This window comes from Rhodococcus sp. NPDC003348, from assembly GCF_053589375.1.
In genome coordinates this window covers 118696-130171 of record NZ_JBSFRT010000015.1, presented here as the reverse complement: position 1 = coordinate 130171, position 11476 = coordinate 118696, and the positions used below count along the sequence as shown (strand labels likewise).

Genomic DNA, 11476 nt, shown 5'->3' with positions numbered 1-11476 from the left:
TCCAACCCCTGTGTGGACCGGCGAACGCCTGTGTGCTCGTCCCGGCGGGGCGGCCGTGCCGCTATGCCGGTGGCGGGTACTCGGTGCGGCAGCGTCCACACACGGAATGCACGCATAAAGGCTGTGTGCACTGACGACAGGGCGTGTGCACACGACAGTTGGCCGCCAGGCGCCAAAACCCCCGTGCACACACCCGATGCGGCGTCCACATACCCGCTACACGTCCAACCCCTGTGTGGACCGGCGAACGCCTGTGTGCTCGTCCCGGAGGGGAGTCCGCGCCGCGATGCCGGCTGCGGTACGCCGTCCGCGGCACCGAAAACCCCTGTGCACACACCCGATGCCGCGTGCACACACCGAATGCACGCGCAACGGCCGTGTGCACCGACGACGGGGCGTGTGCACACGACACTTCCGCTAACCGGCGCGGAAAACCCGTGTGCACATACCTGTTGGAGCGTGCACACACGGAATGCACGCATAAAGGCCGTGTGCACCGACGAAAAGTCGTGTGCATCGGACTACCTAGGATCAGGACGTGAATCGGATACTCGGCGCGATGGACGCGAATCTGGCATCTCACGCGTCGCACCTGCACTCGGCGATACCAGGGGCTCGGGTACACACCAGCGACGATCTGCTTCTCGCGGACAGCGGCCTGCACGACGACACCTTCAACCTGATCTGTCGTGCGCGGTTCACGATCGACGATGCGTCGGAGCGCGTGGAGGAAACCGCCGCACTCGTGCGCGCGACGGGGCGCCCGTTCTCGTGGTGGGTGGGCCCGGCGTCGACTCCCGCGGATCTGCCTGCCCTGCTTACGGTGAACGGATTCGTGGAGCAGGAATCCGAACTGGCCATGACCGCATCACTTTCCGATGTCCCGGTTCCCGGCACTCGCTCGGATCTGCGGGTCGAAACCGTCCGCGATCGGCGGACGCTCCGCGACTACGCGACCCTGATGGCGGCGAACTGGACGCCGTCCTCGGCCACCGTGGTCTCGTACTTCGACACGGTTGCCGAGGCGGTCCTGCGTCCGTCGTGTGCGAGTACGTTCGTCGTCGGGTATCTCGGCGGACGTCCGGTCAGTGGCGCCGAGGTGCACGTCAGTGATGGTGTCGCCGGCCTGTACGGCGTCGTCACTCTCGACGAGTTCCGTCGTTGCGGTCACGGCACCGCGGTGACGCTGGCCGCCCTGGACGTGGCACGCAGGGCAGGGACGCGGATCGCCGTCCTGGAAGCGAGTGCCCAGGGTGCGCCGGTCTACTCGCGGATCGGGTTCACCCCGGTAGGTCGGTACACCGAGTTCGCGCTCTGAATCGACGTAGCCGGGATCACTCCAGGGACTGCATACCGGGGGTATTCACCCGGCTCTATCGGCGATATAGTTGCGTCATGCAACACAGCGGTGCCGTGACGCAGGTGCACGAGGAGCTCGTACACCTGGTGCGGCAGCTGATGACCGGCGATCGAGTGGACGCCGGTTCCCCGACATTCGCCCAGCACTCGGTGCTCTCGTTCATCGACCGCCATCCCGGCTGCCGGGCGACCGAGATCGCCGATGCTTTCGGGGTGCACCGGTCGACCGTGTCGAGGCAGGTGCGTGGATGCGTCGACAGCGGTTGGGTGAGTGCCCAAGCCGGACCCGTGCGTACCGGTCATCCGCTCTCGATCACCCCGGCCGGTCGAGAGGTGCTGGTACTGGCGGCGGAACACCGTCTCGCCGAGGTGGCCGGCCGCGTCCGTGGCTGGTCGGATTCGGATGTCCAGCAGCTCGGCGAACTCTTGCACCGATTCCGTACGGCGATCCCAGATTCCACTCCCGACAACAGCGGAGGCGACCCGAATGCGTGAATACGCGACCTCGCCCACCTTCACCATCTCCGACGACGATTCAGTCGTGCGGACGGTCTATCGGCACGCCCGAGAGACGCCGGACCTGGTGTTGTTCTCTCGTCCACGTGGCGACGAATGGGTGGATGTCACGGCCGCCGAGTTCGCGAACCTGGTCACGGGTGTGGCCAAGGGGCTGATCCGGGGTGGCGTGCAGCCGGGAGACAGGGTCATCCTGCTGTCGGCGACACGCTTCGAGTGGTCGCTCCTCGACTTCGCGATCTGGGCGGCCGGCGCCGCGTCGGTGCCGATCTACGATTCGTCCTCGGCGGATCAGGTGAAGTGGATCGTCGAGGACTCGGGCGCCAAGGTCGCGATCGTCGAAACCGCGTTCCATGCCGAGTCCTTCGTCGGTTCCGGTGCCCGGGTCCTGCAGATCGACGACGCCGCCGTCGAGACGCTCCTCGCATCCGGTGCGGACCTCGACGACGACGTGGTGGAGCAGCGGGTCTCGGCTCTGCGGGCCGACGATCTGGCGTCCCTGGTGTACACCTCCGGGACGACGGGACGACCCAAGGGCTGTGTGCTCACGCACCGGAACTTCCTGTCCGAGATCCGGGGCATCCTGGCCTCCAGCGTCGGCTCGGTCGCTCGTCCCGGCAACCGGATGCTGACGTTCCTGCCGCTCGCGCACGTCCTCGCCCGCGCCGTGTCGCTGGCGATGTTCGAGGCCGGTGGCACCCAGGCCCACTGGTCCGACTTCGGGACGATTGTCGGACAGTTCGCGAGGTTCCGTCCGAACGTGATTCTCGGTGTGCCACGAGTTTTCGAGAAGGTCCGCGATGCCGCGGCGCAACAGGCATCGGCCGGGGGAACGCTGAAGAAGCGCGTATTCGACTTCGCGGAGACCACGGCCGTCGAGTACAGCGAGGCGCTCGACTCGGGCGCGCCGTCGCCGCTGTTGCGAGTCAAGCACTTCGTCGCCGATAAGCTCGTCTACTCGAAGTTGCGTGCGGTCCTCGGCGGCGAGTGCTGGTGGGCGATCTCCGGCGGCGGAGCGCTCATGCCGCGCCTGGGTCACTTCTTCCGCGGTCTCGGCGTCCCGATCTACGAGGGCTACGGCCTGACGGAATCCACTGCGGCGCATTGTGTCAACATGCCGCGGGCCCAGAGGATCGGGAGTGTCGGGCAGCCGCTCGGCGGCAACTCCGTCCGGATTGCCGACGACGGCGAGATCGAACTGCGCGGCGGTGTCGTCTTCGGTGGGTACTGGAACAACGACGCCGCGACCGCGGAGGTCTTCGACGGCGACTGGTTCCGTACCGGTGACCTCGGGTCGCTCGACGAGGACGGCTACCTCACCATCACCGGGCGCAAGAAGGATCTCCTGATCACCGCCGGTGGCAAGAACGTCTCGCCGGGGCCGCTCGAGGACCGGATGCGATCGCACGAACTCGTGTCGCAGGCCGTTGTGGTCGGGGACGGGCGGCCGTTCATCGGGGCGTTGGTCACGGTGGATCCCGACACGTTCGCGCGATGGCGCACCGAGAACGGCAAGGCCGAGGACGCCACGGTGGCGGACCTGAGCGAGGACCTGGACCTGCGAGCCGCGGTACAGGCGGTAATCAACGACGCGAACTCTTCGGTGTCGCATGCGGAGTCGGTGAAGAAGTTCGTCATCCTCTCCCGCGATCTGACCGAGGAGAGCGGCGAGCTCACCGCGACGTTGAAGATCAAACGCAATGTCGTCGCCGAACGGTTCGGCGCCGAGATCGATTCGCTCTACTCCTGAACCTCGATGACCCGTTTCACACGAAACGGGTCACCAGAGCCGGAAGGCCGCGTCCGAGACCGTGAAGCCGTGACCCGCGGCGCTGGCACATGTCACGCCGGTGTGTTCGTCGACGGTGCAGGTGAAGCCCTGTACCCGTAGCGCCGACCCGTAGGGAAGTGCCTTAGCGGTGCCGTCGAAGCGGTGGAACGCGGGATCGCCGGTGGCGGCGAACTCGCCGGGACCGGCGGCGGTCACGCGGATTGCGTTCGGGGCCATGGTGCCCGGACCGCCCGGAGCCGGCACCTGTGGCGCTGTGGCGGGAAGTTTGCCGTGGCATCCGGCCACCGGATTCGGGGCGGTGACGACGGCGCACTCGAACTTCGAACTCGGGCTGGTGAAGTAGTACGACCCGCTCGCGCCGCCCATGTACTCCGCCACCTGCGCCGCGGGTGCGGTGCTTGTGGTCGTCGGTGGGGTTCGCGTGGTGGTGCGTGGTGCTGCGGAAGTGGTTGTCGTCGCCGTCACCTGCTGCGTGGTCGGGGCGGCGGAGCCGTCCACCGACTGCGCGCAGCCCCCGACCACAGCTGTGCAGCAGACGACGGTGAGCAGCAGAATGATTCGTGACGCACCCATGCGCGCCATCGTAGGGCTTGGCCGACGGCGTCGGATCGACCGAGTGGTGGTCGCCCGGCCGCTGCGCAAGCGTGCACAAGTCTGCGGCCCGGGCCCGACGCACCTGCCGACGGCCGCGACGTCATGGCCTGCGGACAGGTCGAACTCGCCCGGCCCGACCTCGTTCACGTCGGGCGAGAAGGACACCGTGGGCGATCGTGGCTCCGAATCCGGAGAGGCGCCGCCGGTGACGCCGGCACGCCGACCACGTGGCGGTGGTCCGGGGCCTGGGGCACCTTCATGTGGGCCATTGCACCTGATCGGGTGGCTGTGAGGTGGTGCTCGCCCCGACCGCTGCGAGACGTGCGTGACGAGCAGACGCCGAGCCGGGTCGCCCCTTGGTACGTTGGCGAATGACGTGACCGCGGCCCGAGGGAGGCAGTCGTGCAGACCGACGAGAACGGTGCAGTGACGTCACCGGACACCCTGACGGTGCGGATATCGGACGGCGCACTGCGCGGATATGCAGCGGGTTCGGTGCTCGTGTGGAAGGGCGTGCCGTACGCGTCGGCGGGGCAGGGCCGCCGGTTCCGCAGTGCGCTGCCGGTGACGCCGTGGGACGGTGAACGCGACTGTCGCGACTTCGGCCCCATCGCGCCGCAGGCCAAGGCCATGCAGGTGCCGATCGATCCCGACCTGGTGCAGGACGAGGACTGCCTGTCGCTGAACGTGTGGGCGCCGCGTCCGGACGGAGAGCCGCGACCGGTGATGGTGTGGATCCACGGCGGCGCGTACTGCGTCGGTGCCTCGTCGCAGACGGTGTACGACGGCAGGCATCTGGCCGAGACCGGGGATCTGATCGTGGTCACCGTGAACTACCGGCTCGGTGTGTTCGGGTTCCTCGACTTCTCCTCGTTCGGGGCGGAGTTCGAGTCCAACATCGGATTGCGGGACCAGATCGACGCCCTCGAATGGATCCGCGACAACATCGCCGCGTTCGGGGGCGACCCCGGCAACGTGACGGTGTTCGGGGAGTCGTCCGGCGCCGGGTCCATCACCACGCTCATGACGGCGCCGCGGGCGGAGGGCCTGTTCCATCGCGCGATCGCGCAGAGCGCGCCCGCCACGTCGGTGTACGGGACGGAACGGGCGGCCGCCGTCGCCGCCCGGTACCTCGAGCTCGCGGGACTGGCGCCGGCCGACGCCGGGCGGCTGCGGGAGCTGCCGTTCGAGGAGCTGACCCGGATCGGCGACAAATTGCTCGACGATGTTGTCACCTCCGTGCCCGGAACGCTCGCGATGGCGCCGGTCGTCGACCGGGATCTGGTGCCGAAGTACCCGGTGGCGGCGTTCCAGAAGGGACTCGCGCATCGGATTCCGCTGATCATCGGAACCAACAGGGACGAGGCGTCCATATTCCGGCTGACCCGGTCGCCGATCCTGCCGGTCACCGCGGACACCGTGTCGCAGATGTTCGACGCGATCGCGGCCGACCACGCGGACCTGTCGCCGTCGCGGATCGCCGAGGTCATCGCCGCCTACCCCGACTTCATGAAATCGACCGGGGCGATGGCCGTCTCGCGTGATGCCGCGTTCCGGATGCCGTGCCTGTGGATCGCGGACGCGCACTGTTCGCACTCGCCGACATGGGTGTACCGCTTCGACCACGCCACCCCCATGCTCAAGGCCGCCCGGGTCGGAGCGAGCCATGCCACCGAATTGCCCTACGTGTTCGGCAATTTCGGCACCCTGAACGTCGATCCGACGTTCTGGCTCGGTGGGCGAAAGACCGCGGTCGAGGTGGCGGGTCGGATGCAGCGGCGCTGGTTGGCGTTCGCCCGGCACGGGGTGCCCGCCGCGCTGGACGGGTCGAAGCACTGGGCCCGGTACACGGATGACACCCGCTCGACCCTGTTGATCGACAAGTCCGACACCCTCGTCTCCGATCCGGACCAGGCGCTCCGGGCCGCCTGGGGCAATGAGGTGATGGGCTTCAGCTGAGCGGGCGGCAGCTGACCGGCGCGGCCGCCGTCAGCGCGGCAGGGCGTGCAGTGCCGCGACGAGCGGTGCGAGTTCCGGTGTGGCGCAGGCTTTGTCCAGTGCCTGTTCGAGGGTGGCGTCGTGGGTGGGTCGCGCCCGGTCGAGCAGCGCCCGCCCGGCCTCGGTGACCTCGGTGTAGATCCCGCGGCGGTCGTCCTCGCACAGGTACCGCGCGAGCAGTCCGCGGCTCTCGAGCCGGTTCACGAGTCGCGTGGTCGCGCTGCTGCTGAGTGCCGCGGCGCGGGCCAGCTGTGCCATGCGCATGTGCCACCCGTCCTGGCGTCCGAGGGCGTCGAGGACGGTGTACTCGACCACCGACAGGTCGTGCTCCCGTTGCAGTGCGCGTTCGAGCTCGGTGTCGAGCAGTCCGTGCAGGGCCGCGAGGGTCCGCCAGCCCTGTGCTCGCACCTCGACCGCGTCGTCCGCGATACCCACGTCCACCTCCCGTTGTCGTCACCCGAGCATAGCCGCTTGCGCTGATAGTCGGCGCGTGCAACTATTTATGACGCGCCTGCAACTAATGTATGCGCGCGATATCTGCTCAAGCAATCGAAATGTGGAGGAACTCGGATGCCTCTCGGTCTCCTGGCCCTTGCCGTCGGCGGGTTCGGTATCGGTCTCACCGAATTCGTGATCATGGGCCTGTTGCCCGAGGTCGCGGGCGATTTCGCCGTCTCGGAGGCCACCGCCGGATATCTGATCTCCGGCTACGCGTTGTCCGTCGCGGTGGGTGGCGTCGTGCTGACGGCCGCCGCCGGACGCTTCGACCGCAAGCGGGTCCTCATGGCTCTGCTGGTGCTCTTCGTCGTCGGCAACGCGCTCAGCGCCCTCGCTCCGACCTACGACGTCATGCTGGCCGGCCGGATCGTCGCGGCACTGTGCCACGGGGCATTCTTCGGGATCGGGGCCGTCGTCGCCGCCGACCTGGTCGCCCCCGGCAAGCGCGCCGCCGCGATCGCGATGATGTTCACCGGCCTGACGGTTGCGAACGTGCTCGGAGTGCCGGCGGGGACCTTCATCGGTCAGCAGTTCGGCTGGCGGTCGACCTTCTGGGCGATCACCGCGATCGGGATCGTGGCGCTCGCAGGCATCGCCGCCCTGGTCCCGTCCACCACCGGCGACCGGACCGCCGGCGGCCTGCGGGCGGAACTGCGAGCCTTCCGATCGGGGCAGGTCTGGTACTCGATCGCGATCACGGTCCTCGGATTCGGCGGCATGTTCGGGGCGTTCACCTACATCGCCTACACGCTCACCGAGGTCGGCGGGTTCGCCGCCACGACGGTGCCGTGGCTGCTCGTGCTCTTCGGCGCCGGATTGGTGCTCGGAAACACCCTCGGCGGTCGAGCCGCCGACCGGGCGCTGACCCCGACGCTGATCACGATCCTGGCCGTGCTGACCGTGGTGCTCGTCGTGTTCGCGCTCACCGCGCACAGCAAGCCGGCAACGCTGGTGTCGCTGATCCTGATGGGCGCCTTCGGGTTCGCCACCGTCCCCGGCTTCCAGATGCGGATCATGAACCACGCGGCGTCGGCGCCGACGATGGCATCCGGCGCCAACATCGCCGCGTTCAACCTCGGCAACGCCATCGGTGCGTGGCTCGGCGGGCTCGCGATCGCCGCCGGACTCGGCTTCACCGCCCCGATCTGGATCGGTGCCGCCGTCACCGCGACCGGTCTGCTGGTTCTGCTCGTCGCCACCGCCTCCGAGCGGCGCGCGGACGTCGCCGGCGAACAGGCTGTGTCGAAGGTGCCCGCGCCGGTGTGAGGGCCTGGGTTCACACCGGTGGATCGGTAGGGTCGTCGAGTTCACGCAGGGCAGGGAGCAGGAAGCAGATCGCGGCGATCACGCACACCGGGATCGCGAGCGCGAAGAACGTCGCCTGCAGACCGACGGCGTCGATCATCGGTCCCGCGAGCAGGTACCCGAGCGGACCGGCCGCATAGGCGGTGGACGTCATCACCCCGACGACCCGCCCGCGCATGTGCTCGGGGCTGCGGGTCTGCATGGCGTAGTTCGCGATCGGGCCGACCGGGCCGTACACCAACCCGATCGCCGCGGCGAGGACGAGCGTCACCCACAGCGGCGGCAGGAACGCCATCCCGACCATGCAGAGGCCGAGCGCGGTGACGGCGACCAGCATCAGGGTCCGGCGGCGCACCCGGGCGGCGAGCGCGCCGTAACCGAGGGCCCCGATCACGCCGCCGATGCTCATTGCCATCAGCACCCAGCCAAGCTGCGCGGGCTGCCCGAGGTCGGTGAAGTGCACCGGGAACAGGACGCTCTCGACCGGCATGTACAGCGCCACGATGGCCATGTCGACGAGGGCGAGGGTGCGGAGCAATCGGTTGCGCCACACGAACTTCAGCCCCTCGAGGGTCCCGGACCACATCGACGCGGGACGGGTCTCGTGGTCCGGGACCCCGGCACCGTCGAGGCGAAGGAACGCGATCGTCACGATCGACCCGGCGAAGCAGGCCGCCGTCACCCACAGTGTGTTCACCGGGCCGACGGTGGCGATCAGCACGCCACCGACGCCGGGTCCGATCAGATACGCGACGTTGTAGTTCGCCTCGTAGAGACTGTTGACGCGGTCCAGTCGCCAGCCCGCGGCGGCGGTCGCGGCCGGCAGCATCGACTCGCGGGCCGAGATGCCGGCCGGGTCGAACGCGGCGCCTAGCGCGGCCAGGGCCGCGATCAGCGGCACCGACAGTCCGATCGTCGCGGACGAGACGGGGATCAGCGCCACCGACAGCGCCGACAGTGAATCGGAGACGAGCGAGGTGCGACGGCGGCCGAACCGGTCGACGACGGTCCCGGAGAACAGCGACGAGAGCAGCAGAGGGAGCGTCGCGGCGCCGGCCACGACGGCCGCATCGGTGGCCCGTCCGGTCTGCTGTAGCACCAGCCACGGCAGAGCCACGATCGTGATGCCGTTGCCCGTCGCGGACAACAGGGTTGCGAGGTTGACCAGCAGCAGGGGCGTCAGCCGGCGGGTCGAGATCGCCGTCGGCGCGGTCATGTCGGGGCCCTTTCAGGACGGGGGAGACATGACTCGACGCTAGCCCGGTGGACCACGGCGCGCGAGCGAATTTCCGCGAAGTCGTCGGAACCGACGGTGGCCGGCACCCGGTGGGTCAGTCGAGTACGGCCGCGATCTCGCGGGCGGCCACTTTCGCCAGATCGACGAGGAACGGAATTCTCTGGTCGATCATCAGGTCGACCGGACCGCGCACGCCGAGGGCGAATCGAACCCGTTGGGTTTCCCCGCCGATCGGTACGCCGATGGTCCGAAATCCCTGTTCGAGTTCCTCGTCGTTGAAGGCGTATCCCCGTTCCCTGGTCAGTGCGAGCTCCTTCCCCAACTCCACCGGTCCGGAAATCGAACGGGCCGTGCCATTTTCGTACGGCAACCGGGTCAGCTCGTCGTCGGTCGCCTGTGACCAGGCCAGCAGGGCCTTGCCAAGTGCGCTCGCATGCAGGGGGAGACGCAGACCTTGCAGTTCGTGTCCGTCGGCCTCGCGCCAGCGACTTGTCCCCAGGAGTACCGCGTCGTTGCCGTGGCGGGTGGCAATCGACGCGCTGGCGCCGGTGATGGTCGCCAGTTCCTCGAGGTGCGGTTCGGCGAGGTAGATGCGGTGCTGCCGGTACGCGATCTGGCCGTACTCGGCGAGCGCGCCGCCGAGTCGGTAGCGGCTGGTCGCCTCCACCTTGTCGAGGAATCCGGCGTCGACCAGTGCGGTGAGCAGTCGATGCGTCGTGCTCACCGCCAGGCCCTGCCTACGGGCGATCTCCGAGACACCGAGGTGCTCGCCGCCGCGGAAGCATCCGAGCACCGCGAGGGCGCGCGTGACGGACTGGAGCTGACCGTGGGGTTGGGGGGTGGGCACGTCGCGGACGCTAGCACAAGGCGAGGCGCACCATGGGGAGATCCTTTCCGGATTGTGGAAAGAATCGACCGCAGTCGGTCGGCTCCGCTCAGCGAAGTGGCGTAGAACATCCAGACGATCTGCTGGTCGAGGTTCGAATCACAGACCCAACCTTCGAGTCAGCCTTTCCGATCAGCGGAAAGGTATGGCTGGGCTCCTCGGTGCTGCGGACCTAACGTCGTCGCTACCGAACCCGCCACCCCTCGACAGGAGCCGAATTCGATGCCTCCCATCCGCCGACTGCCCCGGGCGCGTGCCGCGCTCGCGATCCTTCCCGTCGTCGCGTTGGTTGCGGCATGTGGATCCGGGGGAGAAGACACGAGCGAGGCCGCGCCGGGCGCCGAACCCACCTTCGTCCTCAAGGTCACCGACGGCGGCAACGCGGGGCCTCTCGCGGTCGCCAAGCGGGACGGCACCTTCGACCAGGCGCTCGCTCCGCTTGGGGCGAGGGTCGAGTGGGTCAATGCGCCGCCCGCGTTCAGCGCGAACCTCAAGTTGTTCAACGCCGGCCAACTCGACGTCTCCGGTGGTGCCTACAGTCCGGTCGTCGGGGCACTGTCCAAGGACGTCGGCGTGCGAATCATCGCCGTCGCCGATCCGGTGGACCAGGACCAGGCCGGCATCATCGCCTCGCCGGACTCGGGCGTGACGGAGGTCAAGGACCTCGTCGGCAAGCGCATCGCCGTCAACCCCGCAGGCAAGGGCGAGTACATCACCCTGAAGGCGTTGCGGCAGGCCGGTATTCCCTTCGACCAGGTCGAGCGGGTCCCGCTGCAGCCGTCGGACGCCGCCTCCGCCTTCTCCACCGGCCAGGTCGACGCCTGGGCGTCGTTCAACGACCCGTACCAGGAGGCGAAGGCCCGTGGTGGCGTCGAGATCGCGACCGAGGCGAGTATCGACTCGAAGGACAACACGATCGTCGCGTTCCGCACGGAGGTCCTCGAGAAGCGTCCCGACGTCGCGGCGAAGTACCTCGAGACGCTGCAGCAGTTGACCGAACGGCAGCGGAGCAATCCCGAGGACTTCCAGAACGTGTTCGAGAAGGCCGGTCCGCGAGCACTGTCCGGTGACCGGCTCGCCCGCGCCGTCGATCTCGGCAGGCGGGCATCGGTGCCGCACCACCCGACTGCCGCGGACGCCGCGGACCTTCAGGAGGTTGCGGATCTGTTCTTCCAGAACGGGGTGATCACGCGGGCGGTCACCGCGAACGACGTCTTCTACCCATTGCAGGAGAAGCCGGCCCAGTCGCCCGCGGCGTCGAACCAGTCCGCTCCCACCCCGGTGAGCTGAG

General features: G+C 68.5%; 10 protein-coding genes. 6 read left to right on the top strand and 4 right to left on the bottom strand.

Annotation, left to right across the window (positions count from 1 at the left end; all coding sequences use genetic code 11):
* Positions 1-538: 538 nt before the first annotated feature.
* From ACWDU4_RS12760 to ACWDU4_RS12750, 3 genes are all read left to right on the top strand, one after another.
* On the top strand, positions 539-1318 hold the full coding sequence (locus ACWDU4_RS12760) for a GNAT family N-acetyltransferase (RefSeq protein ID WP_450114273.1): 780 nt from the start codon (positions 539-541) through the stop codon (positions 1316-1318).
* A 77-nt stretch (positions 1319-1395) separates the two neighbouring features.
* Positions 1396-1854, top strand: coding sequence for a MarR family winged helix-turn-helix transcriptional regulator (locus ACWDU4_RS12755; protein ID WP_450114272.1), 459 nt, complete (start codon positions 1396-1398; stop codon positions 1852-1854).
* A complete protein-coding gene (locus tag ACWDU4_RS12750; protein WP_450114271.1) occupies positions 1847-3625 on the top strand; it encodes an AMP-dependent synthetase/ligase in 1779 nt (592 codons plus the stop codon). The genes ACWDU4_RS12755 and ACWDU4_RS12750 overlap by 8 nt, the downstream gene beginning before the upstream one ends.
* Before the next feature lie 30 nt (positions 3626-3655).
* Here the strand turns inward: ACWDU4_RS12750 and ACWDU4_RS12745 are convergent, their stop codons facing one another.
* A complete protein-coding gene (locus ACWDU4_RS12745) occupies positions 3656-4240 on the bottom strand; it encodes a hypothetical protein (protein WP_450114270.1) in 585 nt (194 codons plus the stop codon).
* 423 nt (positions 4241-4663) lie between these two features.
* On the opposite strand from ACWDU4_RS12745, the gene ACWDU4_RS12740 reads away from it, so the two are divergent.
* Positions 4664-6220: a carboxylesterase/lipase family protein gene (locus ACWDU4_RS12740; RefSeq protein ID WP_450114269.1), complete on the top strand. Its 1557-nt coding sequence runs from the start codon at positions 4664-4666 to the stop codon at positions 6218-6220.
* Positions 6221-6250: 30 nt separating this feature from the next.
* Here the strand turns inward: ACWDU4_RS12740 and ACWDU4_RS12735 are convergent, their stop codons facing one another.
* Positions 6251-6694: a MarR family winged helix-turn-helix transcriptional regulator gene (locus ACWDU4_RS12735; protein WP_450114268.1), complete on the bottom strand. Its 444-nt coding sequence runs from the start codon at positions 6692-6694 to the stop codon at positions 6251-6253.
* A gap of 135 nt (positions 6695-6829) precedes the next feature.
* Here ACWDU4_RS12735 and ACWDU4_RS12730 point away from each other — a divergent pair, with 135 nt between their 5' ends.
* Positions 6830-8023 (top strand): MFS transporter, encoded by a 1194-nt coding sequence (locus tag ACWDU4_RS12730; protein WP_450114267.1) that lies wholly within the window; start codon positions 6830-6832, stop codon positions 8021-8023.
* A gap of 10 nt (positions 8024-8033) precedes the next feature.
* Here ACWDU4_RS12730 and ACWDU4_RS12725 read toward each other — a convergent pair whose 3' ends face one another.
* Both ACWDU4_RS12725 and ACWDU4_RS12720 read right to left on the bottom strand, forming a co-directional pair.
* Complete coding sequence (locus ACWDU4_RS12725) at positions 8034-9278, bottom strand: MFS transporter (RefSeq protein ID WP_450114266.1); 1245 nt, start codon at positions 9276-9278, stop codon at positions 8034-8036.
* A 115-nt stretch (positions 9279-9393) separates the two neighbouring features.
* Positions 9394-10146, bottom strand: coding sequence for an IclR family transcriptional regulator (locus tag ACWDU4_RS12720; protein WP_450114265.1), 753 nt, complete (start codon positions 10144-10146; stop codon positions 9394-9396).
* 261 nt (positions 10147-10407) lie between these two features.
* Between ACWDU4_RS12720 and ACWDU4_RS12715 the strand changes: the two genes are divergently transcribed.
* Entirely contained in the window at positions 10408-11475 is a 1068-nt protein-coding gene (locus ACWDU4_RS12715) for an NrtA/SsuA/CpmA family ABC transporter substrate-binding protein (RefSeq protein ID WP_450114264.1), read from the top strand.
* Position 11476: the final 1 nt, after the last annotated feature.

Coding starts and splice junctions, on each gene's coding strand:
- ACWDU4_RS12755 (WP_450114272.1), top strand. CDS start 1,396: ATGCAACACAGCGGTGCCGTGACGCAGGTGCACGAGGAGCTCGTACAC.
- ACWDU4_RS12750 (WP_450114271.1), top strand. CDS start 1,847: ATGCGTGAATACGCGACCTCGCCCACCTTCACCATCTCCGACGACGAT.
- ACWDU4_RS12745 (WP_450114270.1), bottom strand. CDS start 4,240: ATGGGTGCGTCACGAATCATTCTGCTGCTCACCGTCGTCTGCTGCACA.
- ACWDU4_RS12730 (WP_450114267.1), top strand. CDS start 6,830: ATGCCTCTCGGTCTCCTGGCCCTTGCCGTCGGCGGGTTCGGTATCGGT.
- ACWDU4_RS12725 (WP_450114266.1), bottom strand. CDS start 9,278: ATGACCGCGCCGACGGCGATCTCGACCCGCCGGCTGACGCCCCTGCTG.
- ACWDU4_RS12715 (WP_450114264.1), top strand. CDS start 10,408: ATGCCTCCCATCCGCCGACTGCCCCGGGCGCGTGCCGCGCTCGCGATC.